The organism is Burkholderia sp. 22PA0106 (genome assembly GCF_047497155.1).
Classification (GTDB): Bacteria; Pseudomonadota; Gammaproteobacteria; order Burkholderiales; family Burkholderiaceae; genus Burkholderia.
Map to the genome: position 1 here is coordinate 784,839 of NZ_CP163162.1, position 23,431 is coordinate 808,269.

At 63.3% G+C, this 23,431-nt stretch carries 23 protein-coding genes; 13 read left to right on the forward strand and 10 right to left on the reverse strand.

What is annotated here, in order from left to right:
• Nucleotides 1–8 precede the first annotated feature (8 nt).
• Complete coding sequence (locus AB4850_RS03390) at nt 9–1,862, reverse strand: ATP-binding cassette domain-containing protein (RefSeq protein WP_414441199.1); 1,854 nt, start codon at nt 1,860–1,862, stop codon at nt 9–11.
• The gene (locus AB4850_RS03395) at nt 1,859–2,734 is read right to left on the reverse strand and encodes an extracellular solute-binding protein (RefSeq protein ID WP_414441200.1); all 876 of its coding nucleotides are present in this window, start codon (nt 2,732–2,734) and stop codon (nt 1,859–1,861) included. The genes AB4850_RS03390 and AB4850_RS03395 overlap by 4 nt, the downstream gene beginning before the upstream one ends.
• Before the next feature lie 147 nt (nt 2,735–2,881).
• Here AB4850_RS03395 and AB4850_RS03400 point away from each other — a divergent pair, with 147 nt between their 5' ends.
• The 4 genes from AB4850_RS03400 to AB4850_RS03415 are packed head-to-tail and all read left to right on the forward strand — an operon-like array spanning nt 2,882 to nt 4,815.
• A complete protein-coding gene (locus tag AB4850_RS03400) occupies nt 2,882–3,310 on the forward strand; it encodes a TOBE domain-containing protein (RefSeq protein ID WP_414441201.1) in 429 nt (142 codons plus the stop codon).
• Nucleotides 3,311–3,318: 8 nt separating this feature from the next.
• Entirely contained in the window at nt 3,319–3,816 is a 498-nt protein-coding gene (locus tag AB4850_RS03405; protein ID WP_414441202.1) for a molybdopterin-dependent oxidoreductase, read from the forward strand.
• A gap of 5 nt (nt 3,817–3,821) precedes the next feature.
• A complete protein-coding gene (locus AB4850_RS03410; protein ID WP_414441203.1) occupies nt 3,822–4,370 on the forward strand; it encodes a nitrogen fixation protein NifQ in 549 nt (182 codons plus the stop codon).
• A 19-nt stretch (nt 4,371–4,389) separates the two neighbouring features.
• Nucleotides 4,390–4,815: a winged helix-turn-helix domain-containing protein gene (locus tag AB4850_RS03415; RefSeq protein ID WP_414441946.1), complete on the forward strand. Its 426-nt coding sequence runs from the start codon at nt 4,390–4,392 to the stop codon at nt 4,813–4,815.
• A gap of 42 nt (nt 4,816–4,857) precedes the next feature.
• Here AB4850_RS03415 and AB4850_RS03420 read toward each other — a convergent pair whose 3' ends face one another.
• Complete coding sequence (locus tag AB4850_RS03420) at nt 4,858–5,550, reverse strand: hypothetical protein (protein WP_414441204.1); 693 nt, start codon at nt 5,548–5,550, stop codon at nt 4,858–4,860.
• A 1-nt stretch (nt 5,551) separates the two neighbouring features.
• The gene (locus AB4850_RS03425; protein ID WP_414441205.1) at nt 5,552–6,163 is read right to left on the reverse strand and encodes a hypothetical protein; all 612 of its coding nucleotides are present in this window, start codon (nt 6,161–6,163) and stop codon (nt 5,552–5,554) included.
• Between the two features lie 174 nt (nt 6,164–6,337).
• Between AB4850_RS03425 and AB4850_RS03430 the strand changes: the two genes are divergently transcribed.
• The 5 genes from AB4850_RS03430 to AB4850_RS03450 all read left to right on the forward strand — a co-directional run bounded on the left by AB4850_RS03430 (nt 6,338) and on the right by AB4850_RS03450 (nt 10,804).
• Nucleotides 6,338–6,994 (forward strand): M24 family metallopeptidase, encoded by a 657-nt coding sequence (locus AB4850_RS03430; RefSeq protein ID WP_414441206.1) that lies wholly within the window; start codon nt 6,338–6,340, stop codon nt 6,992–6,994.
• Between the two features lie 101 nt (nt 6,995–7,095).
• Entirely contained in the window at nt 7,096–8,037 is a 942-nt protein-coding gene (locus AB4850_RS03435; RefSeq protein ID WP_414441207.1) for a 2-hydroxyacid dehydrogenase, read from the forward strand.
• A 229-nt stretch (nt 8,038–8,266) separates the two neighbouring features.
• Nucleotides 8,267–9,238, forward strand: a complete 972-nt coding sequence (locus AB4850_RS03440) for an ornithine cyclodeaminase family protein (protein ID WP_414441208.1) — start codon at nt 8,267–8,269, stop codon at nt 9,236–9,238.
• 397 nt (nt 9,239–9,635) lie between these two features.
• Nucleotides 9,636–9,800: an HNH endonuclease gene (locus AB4850_RS03445; protein WP_414441209.1), complete on the forward strand. Its 165-nt coding sequence runs from the start codon at nt 9,636–9,638 to the stop codon at nt 9,798–9,800.
• A complete protein-coding gene (locus AB4850_RS03450) occupies nt 9,800–10,804 on the forward strand; it encodes a hypothetical protein (RefSeq protein WP_414441210.1) in 1,005 nt (334 codons plus the stop codon). The genes AB4850_RS03445 and AB4850_RS03450 overlap by 1 nt, the downstream gene beginning before the upstream one ends.
• Nucleotides 10,805–11,176: 372 nt before the next feature.
• On the opposite strand, the gene AB4850_RS03455 is transcribed toward AB4850_RS03450, so the two are convergent.
• From AB4850_RS03455 to AB4850_RS03470, 4 genes are all read right to left on the reverse strand, one after another.
• The gene (locus AB4850_RS03455) at nt 11,177–13,930 is read right to left on the reverse strand and encodes a patatin-like phospholipase family protein (RefSeq protein ID WP_414441211.1); all 2,754 of its coding nucleotides are present in this window, start codon (nt 13,928–13,930) and stop codon (nt 11,177–11,179) included.
• 155 nt (nt 13,931–14,085) lie between these two features.
• Entirely contained in the window at nt 14,086–15,246 is a 1,161-nt protein-coding gene (locus AB4850_RS03460; protein WP_414441212.1) for an IS30 family transposase, read from the reverse strand.
• 153 nt (nt 15,247–15,399) lie between these two features.
• Nucleotides 15,400–16,650 (reverse strand): serine hydrolase domain-containing protein, encoded by a 1,251-nt coding sequence (locus AB4850_RS03465; protein WP_414441213.1) that lies wholly within the window; start codon nt 16,648–16,650, stop codon nt 15,400–15,402.
• A gap of 156 nt (nt 16,651–16,806) precedes the next feature.
• Nucleotides 16,807–17,463 carry a hypothetical protein gene (locus AB4850_RS03470; RefSeq protein WP_414441214.1) on the reverse strand — a complete coding sequence of 219 codons (657 nt, stop codon included), beginning with the start codon at nt 17,461–17,463 and terminating at the stop codon, nt 16,807–16,809.
• A 324-nt stretch (nt 17,464–17,787) separates the two neighbouring features.
• Between AB4850_RS03470 and AB4850_RS03475 the strand changes: the two genes are divergently transcribed.
• The 3 genes from AB4850_RS03475 (at nt 17,788) to AB4850_RS03485 (ending at nt 19,481) form a co-directional block, all read left to right on the forward strand.
• Nucleotides 17,788–18,492, forward strand: coding sequence for a hypothetical protein (locus AB4850_RS03475; RefSeq protein ID WP_414441215.1), 705 nt, complete (start codon nt 17,788–17,790; stop codon nt 18,490–18,492).
• A gap of 147 nt (nt 18,493–18,639) precedes the next feature.
• Entirely contained in the window at nt 18,640–19,209 is a 570-nt protein-coding gene (locus AB4850_RS03480) for a hypothetical protein (protein WP_414441216.1), read from the forward strand.
• Nucleotides 19,206–19,481, forward strand: a complete 276-nt coding sequence (locus AB4850_RS03485; RefSeq protein ID WP_414441217.1) for a hypothetical protein — start codon at nt 19,206–19,208, stop codon at nt 19,479–19,481. The genes AB4850_RS03480 and AB4850_RS03485 overlap by 4 nt, the downstream gene beginning before the upstream one ends.
• 209 nt (nt 19,482–19,690) lie before the next feature.
• On the opposite strand, the gene AB4850_RS03490 is transcribed toward AB4850_RS03485, so the two are convergent.
• Nucleotides 19,691–21,088: a phospholipase D-like domain-containing protein gene (locus tag AB4850_RS03490; RefSeq protein ID WP_414441218.1), complete on the reverse strand. Its 1,398-nt coding sequence runs from the start codon at nt 21,086–21,088 to the stop codon at nt 19,691–19,693.
• 55 nt (nt 21,089–21,143) lie between these two features.
• Nucleotides 21,144–22,277 (reverse strand): DSD1 family PLP-dependent enzyme, encoded by a 1,134-nt coding sequence (locus tag AB4850_RS03495; protein WP_414441219.1) that lies wholly within the window; start codon nt 22,275–22,277, stop codon nt 21,144–21,146.
• A 167-nt stretch (nt 22,278–22,444) separates the two neighbouring features.
• Between AB4850_RS03495 and AB4850_RS03500 the strand changes: the two genes are divergently transcribed.
• Nucleotides 22,445–23,419: a threo-3-hydroxy-L-aspartate ammonia-lyase gene (locus AB4850_RS03500; RefSeq protein WP_414441220.1), complete on the forward strand. Its 975-nt coding sequence runs from the start codon at nt 22,445–22,447 to the stop codon at nt 23,417–23,419.
• Nucleotides 23,420–23,431 lie beyond the last annotated feature (12 nt).

Genomic DNA, 23,431 nt, shown 5'->3' on the forward strand with positions numbered 1-23,431 from the left:
TCAAACCGTCAATCCGCCATCCCCCACACGCTGACGCTGTCCGCATCGACGCTCACGCGGCATGCGGCGACGGCATCCGCGATGTCCGCATGCGCCGCGACCTCGAAGATCCATCCACCCAACTGCACGCGCGCGTAGCGTTCGCCATCGCGCAATTCCGACGATTCGATGCGCGCCGCGTACGCGTCCGGGTGATCGTCGCCGACCAGCCGAATCGCCCGCGGCGCCACGCGCCACATCGCGCGCGCGCCCACCGCGAGCGTGCGGTCGGCCGTGTCGATCACCACCCCCGCACCGATCCCGATGCGCCCCGGCGCCACGATCTCGCCCGCGCCCACGTTGCGCAGGCCGAGCAGCTCGGCCACGCGCGGGTTGGCCGGCCGCGCGAACACTTCCGCCACCGGCCCCGCCTGCAGCGTTTCGCCGTGATCGATGACGAGCACGTCGTCGGCCAGTTGCGCGGCCTCGTCGGGATCGTGCGTGACGATCACCGTCACCGCGCCGATCTCGCGCTGCAACGCGCGCAGCGAGCGCCGCAGCGCGCGGCGGCGCGGCGTGTCGAGTGCCGAGAACGGCTCGTCGAACAGCAGCAGATGGCTGTGCCGCGTCAGCGCCCGCGCGAGCGCGACGCGCTGGCGCTGGCCGAGCGACAACTGCCGCGGCAGCCGGCGCATCAGCGCGTCCAGCCCGAGATGGCCGGCCCAGTAACGCGCGGCCACCGGGTCCGCATCGGCCGGAAAGCTCAATTGACGCGCCACCGTCATGTGCGGGAACAGCCCGTAATCCTGCGGCATGTAGCCGATCTGGCGCTGCTCGGGCGGCAGCGCGCCCAGTTCGGTCGCGCCGAGCCGCACGCTGCCTTCATCGTTGTGCTCCAGCCCGGCGATCAGGCGCAGCGCCAGCGATTTGCCCGAGCCGGACGGCCCGACGATCGCGAGCCGCCGCGACGCGGGCGTCCAGTCCACCGCCAGCCGGAACGTGCCGAGCCGCTTGCGCAGCCGGATCGCGAGCCGCAGTTCGGGCGCGTCGCCGTCGGGCGGCGTGCCGGTGCGTGCGAGCGGCGGCGCATCGCCGGTTTCGGCGGTGTCGGTGTCGATGTCGGCGGCCTCGCGCCGGCCGAAGCGCACGATCGACAGCATCGCGCAGGCGATCGCGATGGCCAGCGTGGGCAGCAGCAGCGGCATCATGGCCGGCAGCCCGAGGCTGCCGAACATCACGTAGGTATAAACCGGCAGCGAATACGGGTGATACGCCACCATCACGGTCGCGCCGAATTCGCCGAACGCGCGCAGCCAGGCCAGCGCGAGGCCGGCGCGGATCGCGGGCCAGGCGGCCGGCAGCGCGACGCGCAAGAAGCGGCTGCCGGCGCGATGGCCGAGCGTGGCGGCCACGTCCTCGAATACCGGGTCGATCGCGCCGAACGCCGAGCGCGCGGCGACGATCAGGAACGGCGCGGCCACGAACGTTTCGGCGAGCACGATGCCCGCGAACGAATCGGTCAGCGCGCCGTGGGTCCACTGGCCGAGCGGGCTGTACGGCCCGAACAGGAACAGCAGCAGCACGCCGCTGGTCAGCGGCGGCAGCGCCAGCGGCAACTGCACGACGAAGCCGAGCGGCGCGGCGGCCTTGGAGCCCGAGCGCGCCAGCCAGTAGCCGAGCGGCACGCCGCACACCAGCGTGATCAGCGCGGCCAGCGTGGCGCTGCCGGCCGACACGGCCACCGCCGACCAGGTGGCGCCCCAATCGACGCTCGCCCAGTCGGCCTCGCCGATCTGCGGGATGCTGGCGACGAACGGCGCGAGCAGGTAGACCGCGAGCAGCAGCGCCAGCAGGCGCAGCGGGCCGGCCACGCGTCGCGTCATTGCGCGGCGTCGATCACGGCCTGCAGCGACGGCGGCAGCGCCTGCGCGTTGCCCTTGACGGTCGGCTTGACCACGTCCACGCCGTGCTCCTTCAGCAGCTCGCGGCCCTTGGCGCTCAGCAGGAAGTTGGCGAAGCGCGACGCGCCGTCCTTGTTCTGCGCATCCGAGAGGATGGTCAGCGTGTAGCTGGCCTGGATGTGCAGCTCAGGCGCGGGCGCGATGGCGGGGATCTTCAGGTCCGAGGTTTCGGTCGAGTAGAAGAAGCCCGCGTCGAGCTGCCCCGATTGCAGGCGGCCGACCAGCGTTTCCTCCGGCAGCACCTGCTCCGGGTTCTCCGGCGTGCCGAGCGTCTTCTCGACGAGGTCGGGCTGGTGATAGAACTCGGCGGCCTTGGTCATCATCTCCACCGTGAACGCGCCCTTCGGGTCGAGCTTCGGATCGGTGCGGCCGATGCGGATGCCCGGCTCCTGCAGCACCTGATCCCAGCGCCTGGTCTTGAATTCCTTCGCGAAACGGCTCTTCGGGTTGTAGCCGATCATCAGCGGCGACTGCGCAAAGTTGACGTACCACGACGTGTGATCGCCATTGGCCTCGCCCATCAGGCTGGCATTGACTTTCGGGCTGGCGCTGATGAACACGTCGCCGCGGCGCAGCTTGCCCTTGATTTCATTGGCGATCTTGTTCGAGCCGGCGGCGTAGCCACGGAAGTGCAGGCCGGTTTCCTTCTCGAACGCCGGGCCGACGCTGCGCTCCATCAGGTTGACCAGCGAACCCGCGTACAGCACGTTGACGGTGTCGGTATCGGCGGCGTGCGCGGTGGCGACGAATGCGCTTGCGACGACGGCGCCGCAGACCAGCAGCTTGCGAAACATGGCTTACTCCGTAGCGTTATAAAGGTCGGTATATTACGGTGCTTACACGACATTTTGTCGGAATCGGCGATGCAGCATGCGTTTACACTGGGCGTCCCCGCATCGCGGGCCACGCCGGCCCGCGGCATTCGATTTCAGGAGACAAGCATGCGCACCAGTGCCCGTAACCATTTCGTCGGACAGATCGTCGAGGTCAAGCCCGGTGCCGTCAACGACGAAGTGACGCTGCGCGCCGATGACGGCCTGGAGATCGTCGCGATCGTCACGCACGGCAGCGCGCAGTCGCTGGGCCTCGCGGCCGGCGTGGAGGCGTTCGCGCTGGTGAAAGCGTCGTCGGTGCTGGTGATGGTGGACGTGGATGCCGATCGCGTGTCGGCGCGCAACTGCGTGGCTGGCAGCGTGGCCGCCGTCACCAAGGGCGCGGTCAACGCCGAGGTGGCGATCACCGGGCCGGGCGGCGCGCAGGTCGTCGCGATCGTGACGAACGACAGCGTCGAGCGCCTCGGCCTGGCCGTCGGCAAGCCGGCCAGCGCGATCTTCAAGGCGTCGAGCGTGATCATCGGCGTCGAAGGCTGAGCGGCGCGATGTCCTCCACCGAAACCGCCGCCGCGCCGCTGCTGCCCGGCCACCCCGGCGCGGGCATCGTGCAGGTGACGGGCGACGTGCTGCGGCCGATGTCGCTCTCGCTTGCCGATCTGGCGGCGCTGCCGGCCACCGTCTGCGAGCCGTTCGCGCTGCGCTGCTTCACGAGCGGGCGCTATATCCGCGACGTCGAGCGCTATCGCGGCGTGCGACTCACCGAGCTGTTCACGCTGGCCGGGTTGCACGATCCGGCCAGCGGCGATTTCAAGCGCACCGTGTTCCTCGCGATCGGCCACGACGGCTATGCCGTCACGTTCTCGTGGCACGAGTTGTTCAATACCGCGATCGGCGAGCAGGCGATCGTCGCCTACGAATGCGGCGGCGAACCGATGCGTGCCGAGGGCGGGGCGCCGTACCTGTTCTCGGGCGCGGACATCTCGCCCGCGCCGCGCCATGTGAAGCGGCTCGCGTCGCTGGTGGCGCGGGTGCTGACGGTGTGAGCGTGGTGTCGTTCGCCTCCGGCAGCGTGCGTGCTGGCGATGCCGCGCTGTTCGCGGCGCTGATTTGCGCGCGTAGCGGCGATGCAACTGACGAGCTGGCGTGGCTCGGTCTGTCGCACGAGGTGTTCGCTCGCTTGCTGACGCGGCATGGTTTGCCGGATGTCGGCGCTGCGTGGGTCGAACCGGTGTTGCCGGTTTCCCGTGCGGCGTTCGTCGATGCGTTGCGCATTCGCTTGCTGGCCGACGCCAGCCCCGAGGTCGATGCCGACGACGCCCGCTGCCTGGCCAGCATCGTGTCGCATGCCTGCCTGCGCCCCGATCATCTGTGGCGCGACCTCGGCCTCGATGGCCGAGAGGCCGTATCCGCGATGCTGACGCGTTTTTTTCCGGCCGTGGCGGCGCGCAACACCGGCGCGCTGCGCTGGAAGAAATTCCTCGCGCAGGATCTCGCGCTGTCGCGCGGCGAGGCCCCGGCGCCCGCGCCGGGTTGTCCCGGCTGCGAGGATTACGGGCAGTGTTTTCCCGCGTTGCAGGGCCGCGCTTCGCCGCACTGACCCGCCGATCCCTTCGTGTATCCTTGCGCGCATGACCCATCCCGACCTTCCGCCCTCGACCGATTCCGCCGGCGCTCCGCCGGCTTCCGATTCGTCTTCCGCACCGCAGGTGAATTTCCGCATGCGCATCCGTCGCGGCCAGACGGTCGCGCTCGGCCCCGGCAAGGTCACGTTGCTCGAAGCCGTGCACGAGCACGGTTCGATCTCGGCCGCGGCGCGGCATCTCGGCATGTCCTACCGGCGCGCGTGGTTGCTGATCGACGAACTGAACCGCTCGCTGCGCTCACCCGCCACGCATTCCGAGCAGGGCGGCGCGAGCGGCGGCGGCTGCACGCTGACGCCGGTCGGCGAGCAGATCGTGCGGCTCTATCGCGAGATCGAGGAGGAAGCGCAGCGCCACTGCGCGAAGCAGCTCGCCGTGTTGACGGAGATGATGCAGCCCTGAGGAGGGATCACGGCGGGCGCGGCGTGATGCAGTGAACGCAGATCAGCCGTGCCGCGTGCCGAACGCTTGCCCGGTCGCGCGTTCGGCTTCACGCTCGGCCGCGCGCGCATGCGCGGCGATCGCATCCACCACCAGCGCCAGTTGCGCCGTGCGGATTCGGCACAGCGGCACCGCCTGCGCCTCGCAGGCCGCGTTCAACATGGCCTGCGCATCGGCATCGACGCGATCGGCCGCCAGCACCACCAGGTCGGCATCGCCCACCAACCGCTGCCACACGGCGGACGTTGCTTGCGCGCCGTCGTACACGGCGACCGAGCCCCCGGCCGCGCCCACGAGCCGAGCGATCGCCGCGTTCGATCCGGACCGCCCGCCGACATAGACGATCCTTCGCCCGCGCATTGCCCGCAACGACGGCCGCGCGAAATCCACCTGTCCCGCATCCGCCTCGAACGCCTGTTCGAGCACGGCGGCCTCGCGCTTGGCCGTGTTCAACGCGTGCAGCGCGTCGTCGAGCTGCTCGCGCAGCATTTGCACGCGCGCCTGTTCGATCTCGCGCTGGTGTTCGGCGGCTGCAGCGCGGCCGGCCAGCACGACCGCGTTTGCATCGCGTTCGGCGAGCGCGCGCCGCAGCCGCGCGAGTTCGGCCTGCGCGGCTGTGGCATCGACGGCGAGCGTGCTGTGCGAGGCGAGCGCATCGATGGCCGTCGCGGCATGCGGCATCGGCGATGCGGCCATCTCAGGCGAGCGATCCGGCAATGCCGACATCGCTGACATCGGGTTCGGCGCAAGCATCGCGCTCGATGGCGAGGCGGCGCGACGGCCGGCGGGGCGAAGCGGCGGCGTGTCCATCGTCGGCCTCTTTCGGTGAGCGGGCGGCGGCAAGCGAGTCGCGCGTCCGGCTTTCAAGCACATGTTCGACGCATAAGCCGACCAGCTCGGCGTCGAGCCGTTCGAGCGACAGCGCCGCCTCGCGCAGCGCGGCGGGGCCGGCCGCGGGGGGCGGCGCGAAGATCACGTCGCGGAACGTCTCGGCGCGCGCGACGCGCTCGATCAGGTGCTGCAAGTCGGTCAGACGGCGAAACCGCGCGCGCTTGGCGCTGACGGCGAGCGCCGCCAGCAGCATGTCGAAGCGCCGCGCGTCGTGGCCCGCGTGGGCCGGCGCGGCCGTGCCCTCGGCGAACAGCGCGACGAAGCGCAGCAGGCTGCCGCGCAGCCGCGCGAACGCGTCCACCACGTCGACGATCAGGGCCGCCCGTTGCGCGTCGTCGCGCCGCCGAACCGCCACGATGCGCGACGACAGTTCGCCGTGCCGGATGTCCTCGTCCGTCCAGTGTGTAGAGATGCTCATGCGCTTGTCGTGCCGCAAGCCGCGCCCGGCCACGAGGGCCGCCGCGCAGCGGCACGATCCTGTCGATCGGGTTGCGAGATGTCACGTAATATACAACAGAATATAACGCTGACGGTCCGGAGCCGTTTTCCGGAGTCCGGCTCGGCCAGCAATCGACGAACGGGTGAACAATCGATGGAAGACACGAAGCAGGCGGTGGGCGAGCGCTTTTCGATGGACGCGATGCGGCATGCGCGCGCGATGACGTGGCGCGCGGTGGAGACGATGGCCGACGAGATCCACGTGGGAATGCGCGAATCGGAGGCGAACGCGCGCTGCAAGGCGCTGCTCGGCGAAATGGGCATGGATCGGCTCTGGCATCCCGTGCTGATCCGGTTCGGCGCGAACACGCTGAAAACCTTCAAGCAGCAGTCCGAGGGCGACCCGGTGCTCGGCGAGCACGACATCTTCTTCGTCGATCTCGGCGTGGTTTGGCAGGGTCACGAGGGCGACGCCGGTGCGACGTTCGTGGTCGGCGGCGACGCCGAGCAGCAGGCCTGCGCGCGGGCCGCGAAGACGGTATTCGACGAAGTGGAAGCGCACTGGCGCGCCACCGGCGCGGGTGGCGCGGCGCTGTACCGCCACGCGGCCGAGCGTGCCGAGGCGCACGGCTGGCGGCTCAACGTCGACATCAAGGGGCATCGCGTCAGCGATTTTCCGCACGCGATCTACAAGGCCGGCAATCTCGGCGATTACGAAGGCGTGCCGGCCAGCGGACTGTGGGTGCTGGAAATCCAGATCGCGCATCCGAGCCGGCCGTTCGGTGCGTTCTACGAGGATCTGCTGATCTGACCTGACGGTGTGGCCCGGCGCTTGCCAGTTTGACGTCAGCCGCGGCCGATTGCCGCTTGCTACACTGGCCGGTATCTTCCGATCCCACCCCGATACCCGACATGAAACTCAGCCTGCTGGTCCTGATCGCCGCGCAAGACGATGCCCTCGCGCGCCTCGCCGATGCCTACGAACTGATCTACGCGCCCGATGCCGCTACCCGCGAGCAGGCGATCGCCGCGCATGGGGCCGATGTGCAACTGGTGCTGACCAACGGCACCACCGGCTTGTCCGAAGCGGACCTGGCGCGCCTGCCGAAGCTCGGTTTCCTGCATGCGCTCGGCGTCGGCTACGAGAACCTGCCGGTGGCGGCGGCCCGCGCGCGCGGCATCGCGCTGGCGCACGGCGTGGGCGCCAACGACGATTGCGTGGCCGACCATGCGTTCGCGCTGCTGCTGGCCGCCGTGCGCGGCGTGGTGCGGCTCGATGCGGCGTGCCGGGCCGGCGTGTGGCGCGACGCGTTGCCGATGGAGCCGAACTTTTCGGGCAAGCGGCTCGGCATCGTCGGGTTGGGGCGGATCGGCGAGAAGGTCGCGCGGCGTGCCGCCGGTTTCGACCTGGAAGTCGGTTATCACAACCGCCGCCCGCGCGAGGGCGCCGCCGCGCTGCGCTATTTCGATGCGCTGGCCGATCTGGCGAGCTGGGCCGATTACCTGATGGTGGCCACGCCGGGCGGCGCACAGACGCGCCATCTGATCGACGCCGCCATTCTCGATGCGCTCGGCCCGCGCGGCTTCCTCGTCAATGTGTCGCGCGGCAGCACCGTGGATACCGCCGCGCTGGCCGCTGCGCTGCGCGAAGGGCGCCTGGCCGGCGCGGGGCTCGACGTCTACGAGAGCGAACCCGCGCCGCCGGCCGAGTTGATCGACCTGGACACCGTGGTGCTGACGCCGCACGTGGCCGGCACCTCGCCCGAGGCGCGCGACCGCACCATCGACCTGTTCCTCGACAACGCCGCGCGCCATTTCGCCGGGCAGCCGCTGCTCACGCCGCTCGACGCCTGAGCCGTTTTTCGCACGAAAACGGCCTGAAACCCGTTATTTCCTGCATCGAACTGGCCAAAACTGGCAATGCGAAGTGATGTCGCGCAATGCGAAGTTCGCGCGAAGTCGCTTCGCGTCCGGTTATTGGATGAAATGTAGATAACTGGAAAAAATGTACAATGCGATGCGGTGATGGGTTGGCCATTCGGTCGATCCACCGCCATACCGAACCCGAAGGAGTGCCACGCCGATGAGAACCGATGCCGAACTGCTGTTGCTGGACACGCACGTGGTGGAAAGCCTGCTGCAACCCGACGACGTGCTCCATGCTGTCGCGGACGCGTTCGATCTGCACCGGCGCGGCGCGGGCCGCGTGTTTCCGGTGATTCGCGAGCCGCTGGCCACTGGCGGCGTGTTCGGCATCAAGGCCGGCGACGTGGCCGGCGAGGCGCTGCTCGGCTTCAAGGCGGCCGGCTTCTGGCCGGCCAACCGCGAATTGGGCGGCGAGCCGCATCAGGCCACCGTGATGCTGATCGACCCCGCCACCGGCCGGCCGCGCTGCGTGATCGACGGCAACGCGATCACCACGCTGCGCACCGGCGCGGCCGGCGGCCTCGGCCTGCGCGCGTTGGCGCGGGGCGACAGCGGGAGCGTCTGTGTATTCGGGACCGGCGTGCAGGCGCGGATTCAGTTGAACTTCGCGTTGCGGATGCTGCCGTCGATCACGACGGTGCGCTATGTCGGTTCGCGCGGCGAAGCGAACGAAGCGTTCGAGGCGCTGTTTCGCGAGCGTTGCACGATTTCGGCCGCCACTGATGCCGATGCGGCCGTGGCCGATGCCGACATCGTCATCACCGCCACGCCGGGCGGCCGCGTGCTGTTCGACGCGAGCGCCGTGCAGCCGGGCACGCATATCAATGCGGTGGGCGCCGATACGCAAGGCAAACGCGAGTTGCCGGACGGTTTGCTGGCGCGGGCGCGGCTCGTGGTGGACGACCGCGAGCAGGCGCGCCGGATCGGCGAGGCGCAGTGGGCGGCGGAGCAGGATTGCGTTGAACTCGGCGAACTGCTGGCCGCGCCGGCGTCGTTCGTGCGGGCGCGCGAGGACATCACCGTGTTCGACATGACCGGGCTGGCGCTGCAGGATTTGACCGTGGCGCGGATGCTGGTGGAGCGGGCGAGGGCGGCGGGGGTGGGGACGCGGGTGGCTTGGCCTTGGTGAGGGGGCTGCGGCATGGGTGCACTGGACGCGGGGGCTTGGGTCGATGTCATGCTTCTTGGTGAGGCCGACGCGCGAGCGATCGGCCACGATCGGGCAAGAGGGCTATGCCCGTCGTGCGCTTGAATCGACTTTGACACCGCCGTGGCGGAAAACAGGCTTGAAGGCGGGAACCCAAGCGCGGCGCTTTCTTTTTCTGGCGCAATGTTCAATGCGGACATTGCGAATTCAATGCGTTCACGGTCGGCGCATCTGGCCTTATTGGCCTCTTCGTTGTCCGACGTTAGCTACTCGCGCGGCGGGCAGTTCGCGACCCTTTTCGGTCGCTCGTCTGTTATCGTATGGAACGGCAAATTATGAGAGCCGGACGGTGTTAGGAACTAATTCACAATAGTCGACAATGACCGAAACGCAAACAACCGACAATAAGCGCTGCATCTACTGTAACGAGTGCAAGCGCAGCGACGAATTCTCGCTGGAGCATATCTTTCCGGATGCTATGGGCGGGAATGTCTGCCGGATCTGTTCAAGACCCGGGATGTATGCCGGCGGTGCAACTCGATAATGGGGCTGTTCGTCGACGGCCCAGTGATGAAGAGTTGGTTCGGAAAAAATGCCGAAACTGTCGCTTATCGAGACTTTGTTGATTTGAAGGATGCTGAATCATCGATGCCGTTCGCATACATGGGTATCGACCATAGTTTTAAGTTCGGGGTGAACGAGATATGCGAAATTTGGCTCGGGCCATTCGGTGAGCATCTGTATCACGTGCATGAGGTAGATGATCCTCGTTACGACAGCTATGCGGGTGGAAACCCGATCAATCGTAGATCAGATCCGGGGCGCGCATACTTGTTTCTCACAGTGGCGGATTCCGAGAAATGCGGCCTCACGATCCGATCTTTTGCGCGACAATTTAAGAAGGCAAATAGATACGCAGGTAATTTCGAAATCCAAGGCGACGGTGAGCCCACGGATTTCGTCTCGCCTCTTCCGGACAACTTGGTAGATGAACATTCCACCCTAGCGCAACGGGCAAAGAGCGGAAAAGAATTGAATATTCGGTTCGTGCATGCGATCGGATTTGACGAACGATTCCTCGCGAAACTCGCGAGAGGCATAGGATATAAGCTGTTCGGGGAGGCTTATCTGGACACGCAATACGGCATCGGGATACAACTTGCGCTCTGGGAAAAAGACCGCTCAGCAAGAGGTAATCTCATCCGTGGCGTACCACTGTTTTCGGATAGTCTGCGGACGGTTAAATCACATATAAGTGTTCCGGGTACATATTCCGTTTTGTTGTGGGCGATCGCGGACGTCTTTGCGCTCATCCTTACACTTCCCGACGGAAACAGCCTTTCCGTCGTCATATCGGACGAGCCGGGGCTTTGGTCGGCGGCACAGTTCGACAGCTATCGAGAAGGTGTGTTGTTTATCGTTGCGCCACAGATCCAAACCTGCGTTGGTCCTGTCGCACTTCCCGAATTTTTGGCCCATGTCTTAGGAAATGCTCCGTTGCAGTCTATAACGGCACTAGAAGGCAAACGCGTTCGGCAATTGACATAAGTTATGCCTTTCACTCGGTAAAGCAGGCATTCGAATGTCTGCTTACGGCTCCGACGAAAGACGCTTCTTGGCCGATTGCCGCCCGATGCGATCGACCATTGCCGATCCGAAGCAGTCTCTCGATGTGCTCCAAAGCAGCCAGTCGGCTGCTTCGAACTTAAGCAGCGGGTTCAGTAGTTACATGATGCCTAAAACACCTACTACTCTTGAACCTTGGCCACTCCAACGAGATCGATACGATCTAAAGCGTGTACGGGTATGTCTCGGCCGGTAAAAGCCAAACCTCCGCCTTACCTGATGCCCCGTACAGACGCCAGTTACGTCCATGAATTCGTGATATGCAAATAGTTGGAAATTCGTATCCAAAACGAATCAATCATAGCTTTCATGCACAGCGCGCTCGATGTGCCGATACTCGGATGCCTTGTAGTTCTGGTAGTTGTTGGGAATTGAGATGGTGGACGAAACCAGCCGGAGGTTACCGAGCGAGAAACGACCGTCGCTGGGTAGCGAATCGGTCACGCCCTCGATCACAACGGCCTCTACCTCGTCGATTCCGTTCGTGAAGCAATGGTGCAGACGCGTGTTACCCTCAATCAAGACGAGGGTACCCGAGTGCCTTTCCAGAACTGGTGGCGTGACGATGGAACTATTAGCGTCAGCGAGTTGCACTTGCATCAAGCCGAAAAAGTTGCGCCCGCGGTCCGCTAAATCCGACATGAAGGAACGGATCTGCAGCGCTTTGAACTCCTTAATTCGCTTCTGCATGACGACGATGTCACGCGTTACTTGGACGCTCTGCATTCGAATCGATGCCTGTTCGTATGCGGGAACCCGACGGAGGCGATCAATTAGCTTGCGTTCGGCGCACACTTCATACTCGAGATTCAGCGACGATGAAACAGCTGCCTTAGTGTGAGCGCTGGCCTGACCCGCCAACATGTCGAGGACAACTGGGTCACTGTCAGCAGTATATAGACGTACCTTCTCATCCTCGTACCGCGAGTTCGTTCGTGCATCTTCCGGCAGGTATGTCAAAATCGTGCTCGCTCTATCTGTTTCTAGATCGAACGCGAATCCCGTGAAAGGCAGGCACTCAGGCGTTTCTGTGACGGTGGCGCCAAGTAACCTTAGCAACTGTCGCCGGCGGGTTTCCTGTTGGCGAATATTGTCCTGTAGTTGACTGATGAGCGGCACAACAGCCGTTACAGCCACTTTGCGACGCGCGAGGAGGAGCAAGCTGGGGAACACGTGATCGAGCCAGTAAGTATCGCGGCCCATCGCCAAGAAGGTTCCCTTGCATGAGCGCATCTGACGCACGAGCAGCAACATCTTTTCGTCGAAGCCTTGGAATTCTTGTGCGGTCGCATCGCCACGCAGCGCGGTCAATCTTTCCTTCTCGATAAACTCTCTCAAGCCTTTCACGCCTCGGCTATAGAGAAGGCGCTTGCTGTCAGCGTTAATGAGGTCAAAATCTGTCGACCGAATGGTTCCCGTCTTGATTGGGACAGGATAAACGTTTGGCTGCAACTGCAGTTGGATTTCCGATGCGCTGTCGATGACGGCTGCACTTAGCCGTTGGCCGAAATCAAGGAGATCGCGCACCGGCTTGCCTCCCGTGTCGTCTTCCACCAACCGAAATGCGAGAATGCGTGAGAGGACATCCCGCTCGCTAGCAGTTCCGCTTTGCTTGTTCAAGACATATGCTGGAAGGTTGGATACCGCACCTCCGTCAAGGAAGATGGATGATCCCGCCCGGGCTGGCTGGAAGAAGAACGGGATGGTGCAGGAGTGCCGGACAGCAAGTGTCACACTCTCTTCGCTCGTCGTGGCGTGGGACCAGACCTTGGGCTGGCCGTTAGAAAAATCGGTGGCGACGACGTATAGCGGAATCGGCAGTTCTGAGAAGAGGACAGGCCTTTTGTTCGTAGAATCCTCCGATCGCACTAGTTCGGCCAGCCGCTGCTCAATCCAATCACCCAAACGCTCGGAATCGTGCAGTCCGCCGTAGGTGGCAATATCCGCCGCCATTCGTAACCGTCCCCAACTCAGCGGACGCAGCAGACGCGCCCAAGCCGGCAGCTTCTTTTCGAAGAAGCTGTTTTTTTTCGAGGGCTTATCAAGTAGCGGTAAGAAGTCCAATTCCTGAAGGTGATGCCTGAGATATGCGGGGGTCGCGCCGGCAGCAACGAGCGCCGCGACGATGGAACCACCGGACGTCCCAGCCACCCGCCCAAACGTTACTCCGGCTCTCTTCGCTGCCGCATACGCACCTGCATGGGCCGCTGCCCTGACGCCGCCGCCTTCGAATACCCCCCAGCAATGGAAAAAGAACTCGGTCTTTGGCCTCCCACCTCGATTCCCTTGCCGGATCTGCGAGAGCAGTTGCTGCGCCTGTGGCCTGAGTTCAGTGGGGCAGTAGGTGTCGACCGCTTTTTGGACGTCTTTGGCCGTCGTGCCTTCCTCACACACGTCCTGCACGAAGTCGCACACCACCTCAGAAGGCTTGAGTTCAAGCTTCGTCGCAAGAATAACAGCGCGCGCCGCTTGGATCTTTGGCTGAGCAACCTCATCTGCCATGAAGTCGAGCTGGCCGGAATTTAAAGCGCTTCCGGCCCCCGCGTCGAGCAAAGAAGGTTTCCCGTGGCATTGCGATGGAAAGAAGACGAGCGCGTTAACGTCGTAGTCTGCCGTCGACGGTAACGCTGCGAAGGAAGCTTGCAGCTTGCGTCGTTTAAATAGGAAAGTGTTCTGAAGATTCCAAGCTTCGAGGGGAATCGTGTTGCCAGTGAACCCGACGCCCCCAAATGGATTTTCGCGAGCGCCTTCTGGGAAGAAATTAGCAATGGGACAGATGCTGTCCACTACGAAGTCAATGTCGCGAGATGGGATCTTCCGTTTCTGTAAAACCTCGAGCAGTCTGTCGCGCGCCCATCCACCGAACACTACCATTTTCGCATTGGCTGAACAGATTTTCTCTAAGATTCCGGAGAGCGTTGGGTCTTCTGACAGTAATTCATCGAACGCTCCCTGCATCGCTTGTGCTGCGATGTTGAGCGTTTGGGTGTCAAGAGATGTGAGGAAAGGACGTTGACGGTCGGGCGGTAATTTGACAGTTTCGATCATTTGTCGTGTTCTCTGGCTTCTGTGCCCAAGATTTCAATCAGACTGATTCGCTTCAGGGGCCAGTCGTTGTGTCCGTGTCCGAGCACCAACGAACCGGCACTGCAATTGTCGGCGATCTCTGTGGTCAGGTCGACTGTCCGCTCCTGGCTGCGGATTCAACCCGTCGACGCAACGAATTGATAAAAACGCTCAGCCGGTGTATCAAAGTCTAGCGTCTTTCTCGGACGCTCGTTGAGCCGCCTTGCTATCGCGTTGAGCGTGGCCTGGGAATAGTCCGAGAGATCAATTCCTTTGGGAAGATACTGCCTCAGGAGGCCATTTGTGTTTTCGTTCGAACCACGTTGCCAAGGGCTTTGCGGATCACAAAAATAGACCTTCACGTCAGTGGCCACGGTGAAGCGCTTGTGATCGGCCATCTCTTTGCCTCGATCCCAGGTCAGCGATTTGTATAGCTCCAGAGGAAGCTTGTCGGCGTGCCGAATCAGTGCATCGATGACCGCTTTCGTGTCCTTACTGGCAACCTTCACCAGCATCACGAAGCGGCTTTGACGCTCGACAAGCGTGGCAATTTGGCTGTTCGCGTTTCCGAATAGCAGATCTCCTTCCCAATGCCCCGGTATCGCACGATCCTCTGCTGTCGCGGGGCGCTCGCTAATCGGGACGGTGTCGCAGATTTTGCCGTGATCATCGGTCTTCATTGTGTGATGACGTGAACGGCGCATGGCTCGCGAGCGTCGTAAATGTTCGAGCAACTCCTTCTTGAGCGCACCGCGAGCTTGTATGTAGAGACTGCGGTATATGGTTTCGTGCGACACCTGGTAGTCTCTGTTGACCGCGTATACATGCTTAAGCCAACCGGCAATTTGTTCGGGCGACCATTGCAGCCGGAGCTTGCCTGCCACGACCCGCGCGAGCTCCTTATTTTTGACTAGCTTGCAGACTTGGGGGCGATGAGCTCGCTCCCAAGCAAGTTCATCAGCATTGCTCGCCCGATAGCCTTGCATGCCTCCGTTGCGCCCGAATTCACGACTAATGGTGGACGGCGCACGTCCAAGTCGATTCGCAATTGTGCGCATCGACTCGCCGGCAACTACAGCGCGCGAAATCTCTTCTCTCTCGGCGAGGGTCAGTGCCAACCTCGAACGGTGCCGCGGCTTCGGTTGTATGCCGCCCGTTTCGGCCAAAATCCCTTGCACCGAAGAATGGTTCCGATCAAACAACTGAGCGATCTTCTGCAGCGACTCGCCCTTTCGCCAGCGCTCCCACATTAACGCCTTCTGGCTATCTGTATAGTAGATCCGCCGTCTCTGTTTCATGACAACACTCCTTGCCGCCTCGCAGCTCCAAGTATGTTGCATCGACGGGTTGAATCCGCAGCCGGAAGCAGCCCGGCGCGACCGGCCGTAGCCGACCCGAAGCGGCCGGTCGAATTTCCCGAGAACGGCCGTCACTTTTTGGCGGGGCTACCGTCACCCCTGCTGTGCGACGAGCGCATACCACAAGGCATAAATTTCTCGCATACCCGGATCGTGGTCGCTGGTCCATACAGCCGTCTGCACGAGTACGAGCTTCGAGCGCGGGTCGATGATGATCCTCTGACCGTCCATACCCTGCAGCGCAAACATGCGACGCTCGCCCGGCAATATCCAGACCTGATAGCCGTAACCGAAAATCGGGTTGGCCTTGCCCGGAGCCAGAAAGCTATCGCTGGAAGCAACGCTCGTCGCCTGCAGCAGCCAGTCTCGCGGGACGATCTGCTGGCCGTTCCACTGGCCGTCATGGGCGAGCATCATTCCGAACCTCGCCCAGTCGCGCAACGTGGCGCTCACGCAGCAATAGGTAATGTTCTGCCCCGTCGCGTCGCGACCCCACGAGGCATCCGATTCCATGCCCATCTTTTTCCAGACGCGCTCGCTTGCGTATTGCGCGACAGACATATGTGTCGCGTGGCTCAACACGAGTCCGAGCACCTCCGTTTCGATGCTCGCGTAGCTGAAATGCGTACCTGCCGCGCGTTCACGCTTGTCGAAGTGCTTGACGGCATCGATGGCGCCCAACCCGTGCGGATCGAAAAGATCGCGGCCCAACTTGTCCCGATCGTCGCCGGAGTTGCTGTCTTCGAAGAAATGGACGCCGGAAGACATGTGCAGCAGATCACGAATCGAAGTCTGTCCATACGGATTGTCTGCCAGCTCCGGCACATAGACATCCGCGAGATCGTCGATCGAGCGGATCGCGCCTTCGGATATCGCAATGCCGATCAGCATGCCGACGATCGTCTTCGCCATCGATTGCGACATGAACCGGTCCGAATCCTTTCTGGCGTAGCGATAGTGCTCGTAAAGAATAGTGTCGTCGCGCGCAATCAACAGGCCGGTCACCGGATTGCGATCGAGATAATCGTTGAGATTGCGCTGCTGCCCGCCGTACGGGTAGTTCAGTGTCAGTTCGCGCCCGGATGTCTCCAGCACCGACGGAATGCCGGCCCTGGCAATTGGATCGGCCGGACGAACCTTGTCATAGTGACTGTAGTATCCGACGAACTGCTGCTGCGTTCGCGCGTGGCCGGGCACGGGCAATGGATAATTATCCGCAGCGCCGTACGCATCGGCCGCATATCCCGTGTCGGAGAACACGGGGTTCGGCTGCGCAGCGGAACAGGCCAGAATCAGCACACCACCGACGGCGACTTTTCTAACTTTTTTGACACTGTGCAGCATGACCAACTCCTTTTTATCAAAGGGCAATCACCTTCAGGTCACTGCTCAACGGTTGATGAGCGAAGTCGTTGACGGATCAGGTATTTCGATTCATTACACGGTTTCCGCTCTATGGCAGTCTTGGCCTCGAAACAGGCGATCCGCAATCGAACCGGTTCAGTGCGTGCCCACCAGATTCGTATGCATCAAAGAAAGATCGATCCGGCCAGGCTCGGAATCGACGGCATGAACCGTCAGAACGCGCATGCCGAGCGGGCCGCGCAGGGAATGCACAATGGATAATCGACTGATCGGGCCGCCGTGCTTTGGAAAGAGGGGGGAGGTCAAGCAAACCGTCACATTGCGGCTAACGACCGGGTCGAGCCACTGGACCGCATTGGTACATCCCTTCCGATATGTCGATTCAACGGTCGCTTCGTAATACATGTCTGTTTTAGCCGATAACCTGACCACCAGCGTTTCAACACCCGTGGCCAATAGCCAGAAGGCCAGGCAGTTGAGCGTGCCGAACGTCAAGATCAAAGCGACAATTTGTGATGGCAGGGCAGGCAGTCCGACGGTGCCTTGCGTCGCTGATGGCTGCTTCGCCGACGAAGATGATGGCGAACGCCAGAACGCGAGCCATAGAAATGTTGCCAGGACGATCAGGCCGATGACGCCGATTACGGCAACCAAGAACAGATTGATACGCGGATCGGGCTCTCTCGTTGCGAAGGTAGCAGAGACAAGCGGCTGCAAGGCAAGCCCTACTGCAAGGCTGCCGATAAAGCTAAGGGACAGCAGGGTAAGTATGTACTTCCGAAACCGCTGCATATGGGATCGCTTTTCAAGAGTGCGTTCGGCAACAGTAAACAGACATTAAAAATAAATGCGGTTTGTCGGTTGGATGTGCTGTTCGTGCATGGTCCAACGGCTGTCGATCGCCACATTTTATGACACTGGTGCTCGTTGGCGCAGCAAGTCGGCACTGGTCCGGAAGCTCACTTCGGCCGCGCAAAAATTTTTCGAACCTCGGCTTTCCAGTCGATCAGCAATTCGGCGACGCGGTTGGAATGTTCCGGATTCGATTCAAGCCCCATTCGCTCCGTAGCTCGCTACAATCGCCCCATCCCCCTTCCACAGCATCGAATTCGACACATGCTGACCTCCTATTTCTGGAGCGGCGACACCATCCGCAGTCGCCGCGTAAGCGACATCGTCCTATCAGCCACGGTCGACGTGCCGGTTCCCTCCGCACGCGTGCTTGCAGACTGGGAAAGAGAGACATCGTCGCGGCTCGTCCTGGAGCCCGGGGACGTCGAGGCCATGCCGTTGGCGCGAACGCAGGCGCGCTGGCCGGACTACAAGCGCTGCGTGCAGGCCATGTCCGACTGGACGGGCGCACTGGGGCTGCCCAACGTGCTTGCCTCCAGTGACGTCGCCCTGATGGCCTGTCGTGGCGCGAGGTACCACCATGACGGTGCGCAATACGGCGGCGCGGCCTTCTGCAATCTCTTCCTGAGCGAAGACCGAGGGCTGGACTTGCATTTCCCCGCTACGGGCCATCGCATTCCGCTGACCCGGGGGACCGCCGTGATATTCGATACCGGCCAGCCTCATGGCGTGATTCAGCGCGGCAGTAGCGGCTTTAACGTGGCCGACTTCGCGCCGGACCGCGATTGCATCCAGATATTCCTGACTTGGGAGCTTCCCATCGAAGACGCCCAGGTTGGGCAAGCATTGAAGGTCGTCTTCGACACCACCCCTTCGACCTCGCTGAACCTGGATGAGGAGCAAGTCTGGTCGAACGGCGCCCCCGCCGCTGTGTGTCCGGAATCGGGTCGCTGGTACCGGGTTGACTGATTGTCCGGGTCACACCGTGGCGTTGCCGTGGCACGCTGGACAGGCTTTTGTTCCGCACAATAGGGGCATGCTGCGAGCGCGACCACTGGGTTGGCGCGTTGCGAATTAAGCCTAACCGATGCGGGCCGCAGTCACTCAGGAGGGACCATGCAATTCGAGACAGCAGAGAAAACGATGTGGGCGCTCGTGCAAGCCTATACAGGCCGGGTTGGTTACCAGCGTGGCGCGAAGTCGGAAGGCCTGTCGGCCGACCCGCCCGTCATCGACTGCTCGGGATGGGTCAGATTGCTCCTCACCAGGGCAATGCAGGCAGAGAACGAAGCCGCGGGCCGCGTGGTGTTTGGTTCCGGCGACCTCGAAGCCTTGCAGGTGTGGTCGGATCGAATCATTCAGGAAATCGAGACCCGAACGGGCTTTGTTCTTGAAGGCGGCGAAATTACCGTACGCAGTCTCCCGCGCTACGCCACCCTTGGTCTGAAAATGGGAGCGCCGTCGTGGGCGAACAACCATCCTCGTCTTCGCGGAATCACCCACATTGTCCAGGTGGTGTGCCGCCCTGAGGATGGTGCGCCGTTTGTTTCCGAGTCGTACTGCGGTGCAGTCTCACCGGGCATCAGTCTGATGCCGCTGGAAGCGTGGCTCGTGCAGTCACGGCCTTATCTCTGCGCAGGCGAAATGTGGGCTGTCGATCCGTTCGGCCTGGCCGTAACGAATTGACTATCGCCTCGAATTTCCTTCCTGGCCGCGTATTGCCCGACGCATGGGCTTGGAATGCCCTTAAAGGCTTCGACTCATTTTTCGCGTCGCGATTTTCCCTTTTCTCGCCCACCACACCACCACGTGGAGAGACCCCAAGCAACGCCGCCGACCATGAAAATGCCGATATTCCTGGCGACTTCCATTGCTCCGACCTGGTGGTCCTGGAATACCTGTATCGCAGTGAAAATCAGCGCCGTGCTAATACCCCACGTCAAGACGCCACGGACTAAAACAAATCGCAACATTAGATTCCCCACAAGAACACGACATGTTGTTCCGGCAATGTGATGTGACGGTTCGGTACCTGACCCGGGCCACGAGAATACCTTCGTGCACCGGATTGTCGACGGTTTCCCGCACGATGTCGAACGTCGACAACTGGCCGACCACCGCGCGTGCCGAACTCGCCGCATAACTCCACGCCAAGCCACGCTCGCGCTCACAGCAACCCCCTGATCAAAACCGCCACCCACCGCCACGCGCCCCCGCAACCAGCGGCCTGGCAGCGCGCCTCGGGATTCGCCAGAAGATGGCCATTGGCGTCGCTCACCGAACTCGAGTTGCTCAGAAAATACGCCACGCTGTCTTGCAAGGGATCGATCCCATCCTTCGGAACGTCGATCCAAAGACCGTTTTCGGTATTCAAGCGGGCCGACAGCGAATCGAAATTGAAACTGCCGAGATAATACCGATGGCCGTCGATGCGGATCAGCTTGGCGTGCATCATGCGGTTCTTTCGGTCGGAATATTCGCGCACCTCGATCCCTGCATTCACCAGGCCGGGCAGATCGTCGGCATAGGCGCTCCCGACCGCGGGGAATTCCTGCGTGACGCTCGCCAGCGAGGCGCTCACCAGGATCACGCGAACACCTTCGCGCTGCTTGCGTTCAAGCGCCTCGCGCAGTTCCGGCACCAGGATCAGGTAGGGGTTGATGATCAGGATCTCGTGCCGCGCCGTATCGAACGCCTGCAACATGTCCTGCAAGGTGCCGGGTGAGCGCTTGTCGGGCCAGTCGTGAACATAGCGCAGGCGATCGCAGGCGATCGGCGTCCAGGCGGGATCGACCGACACCCCGGCATCGTCGGGCGTATCGAAGGCAGCAGGTACATCGGCAGCGGTCGCTCCGGCCGCAGCGTCGAGCGGCGCCAGCAGCCATTCGCGCCAATATCGGATGCGTGCCGGGTCGAGCGTCAGATAACCCCGCGAGTCGCGATAAGGGCTGTCGACTTCGAGGAATTTTTCCGGCTCGGGGCGAGCCACTTGCGGGCTATTCCAGAACAACGCGAAATGCTGGTTCATGGCGTGCAGCGAGGACGCATCCTGTCCGGCGTCGCCCGACACCATCAGATCGCGCTCGCTGAGCCAGTTGCGGAAGCTCGAATCCCAGATCGAGGTACTGCCGATCACGGCCGTGTCGCCCACCAGGAACAGCTTGTCGTGCATGCGATGCGGAAGCTCGGCAAGATCCGATCGTGGATGGAAGATTCTGAGGTCGATGCCGGGCGCCACGTCGTGCAGGGCGACGATGAACTCGTCTTCGAACGGGAAGTGGGGCTCGGGGCCGATGCCGTCGATCAGCAGCTTGACCGGCACGCCCCGGCGAGCGGCCTCGACCAGATGGCGCATCAGCAGGCCGCCGGTCTGATCGATTTCGAAGATGTAGGCGAGGATGCGGATCGGCTCGGCAGGCGTGGCGCGGTCGATCAGTGCAATCCGCGACTGCATCAACTGCTCGTCGTCAATACTGGCGACCAGGTCGACACATTGCGCGTGGCCGTGCCGGGAAAAGGCAAACACGCATGCCAGAATGAGCGCCAGGTTTTTCGTTAAGGTCATGAGGTGGCGAACGGATTCGATGTGTCTACGGCCTTACGTCCTTGAAGGTCGGGTCCTACCATCCATAAAACCGGGCCCAAACCCCCACCGGCCCATCCTCTCCAATCGCCTGGTATTCCGGATGCTGCGCCCCGGTCGCGCAGGCATGGTTCGGCAAGATCCGTAACCGCGTACCCACCGGAAAACGCGCCGCGATATCGCGATCAGGTTCGTCGCCACTGCGCGAAATGATGCCATGTTCCTGGTTCGCACTACCGAGCAAATAACCTTCAAGCGGCGTCCCGTTCTCGTCGCACACCTGCCCGTAGCCGAAATCCCGCGTCTGGCGCTGCGTGCCGCGATCGCGACTCATCGCCATCCAGCCCGCATCGACGATCGCCCAGCCCTTGTCTTCCTGATGCCCGATCACGGTGGTCAGCACGCTCAGCGCGATCTCGTCGGTGCGGCACACGCCCACGTTGTGCATGACCAGATCGAACAGCACGTACACGCCCGCGCGCACCTCGGTCACGCCGTCGAGCCGCTCGGCCGACAGCGCGGTGGGCGTCGAGCCGATGCTGACCACCGGGCACGGCAGCCCCGCCGCGCGCAGCCGTTCGGCGGCCTGCACCGCGCCCGCGCGCTCCTGCTCGGCGATCCGCACCAGGTCGGCCTGCGTGTGATAGTCGTAGCTCGATCCGGCGTGGGCGATCACGCCGCCGAGCGTCGCGCCGCCCGCCATCAGCGCACGTCCGACCTCGACCAGCGCCGCGTCGTCGGGCTTGAGGCCGGAGCGGTGGCCGTCCACGTCGATCTCGATCCACACCTCGAACGCCGTGCCGTGCTCGCGGCCGAACGCGGCGATCGCGGTGGCCGACGCGAGGCTGTCCGCCACCAGCTTGAGGTCGCAGCCGCGCCGGCGCAGCGCGAGCGCCTGCGGCAGCTTGGTGGCGGCCATGCCGACCGCGTAGACGATGTCGCCGATGCCCTGCGCGAAGAACTGCTCGGCTTCCTTCAGCGTGGACACGGTGATGCCGCGTGCGCCGGCCGCAAGCTGCGCGCGCACCACCGGCTCGCACTTGGTGGTCTTCACGTGCGGGCGGAACCGCACGCCGAGCGCGTCGAGGCGTTGCTGCATCCGCGCGATGTTGCGCGTCATGCGCGGAACGTCGATCAGGGCCGACGGAGTAGGGAGCGTATCGAGTGGCATCGTGACGGAACCTGGTAAAAGGGCTGCGCCGCGAGGCGGCGCGCGCCGGTCGAGTCAAATTGACAGAATGTATTGAATTGGACACAATGTCTCGAATTCAGTCAAGACCGATTCTTCGTTCCGATTCTCCGTCCCCGTTCCTTGCCTCCATTTCCAGTGAGCCATCGATGAGCCAGCCGAATCTCCCCACCTACGCCGATGTCGCCGCCGCCGCCGCCCGCATCGAGGGTTTCGCCCACCGCACGCCCGTGCTGACCTCGCGCACGGTGGACGAAGCGCTCGGCGCGCAGGTGTTCTTCAAGTGCGAGAACTTCCAGCGCATGGGCGCGTTCAAGTTCCGCGGCGCGTTCAATGCGTTGTCGAAGTTCAGTGACGCGCAGCGCAAGGCCGGCGTGGTGGCGTTCTCGTCGGGTAACCATGCGCAGGCGATCGCGCTGTCGGCCCGGCTGCTCGGCATGCCGGCCACCATCGTCATGCCGCAAGACGCGCCCGAGGCGAAGGTGGCGGCCACGCGCGGCTATGGCGGCCGCGTGGTGACTTACGACCGTTACCGCGACGATCGCGAGCAGATCGGCCGCGACCTGGCCGAGAAGGACGGGCTGACGCTGATTCCGCCGTACGATCACGCCGACGTGATCGCCGGGCAGGGCACTGCGGCGGCCGAGCTGATCGCCGAAACCGGCCCGCTCGACGCGGTGTTCGCGCCGCTCGGCGGCGGCGGGCTGCTGTCGGGCACGGCGCTGGCCACGCGCGAGCTGTCGTCGGGCGCGGAGATCTACGGCGTCGAGCCGGAAGCGGGCAATGACGCCCAGCAGTCGCTCGCGGCCGGCAGCATCGTGCGCATCGACACGCCGAAGACGATCGCCGACGGCGCGCAAACCCAATATCTCGGACAACTGACGTTCGAGATCCTGCGCCGCGACGTCACCGGCATCCTGACCGCCAGCGACGCGGAACTGGTCGATTGCATGCGCTTCTTCGCGTCGCGCATGAAGATGCTGGTCGAACCCACCGGCTGCCTCGGCTTCGCGGCCGTGCGGCAGATGAAGGAGCGCCTCGCCGGCAAGCGGGTGGGCGTGATCGTCAGCGGCGGCAACGTCGATCTCGAGAAGTTCGCAGCCCTGACGAGCGCCGCCGGCTGAGTGTCGGGCCGG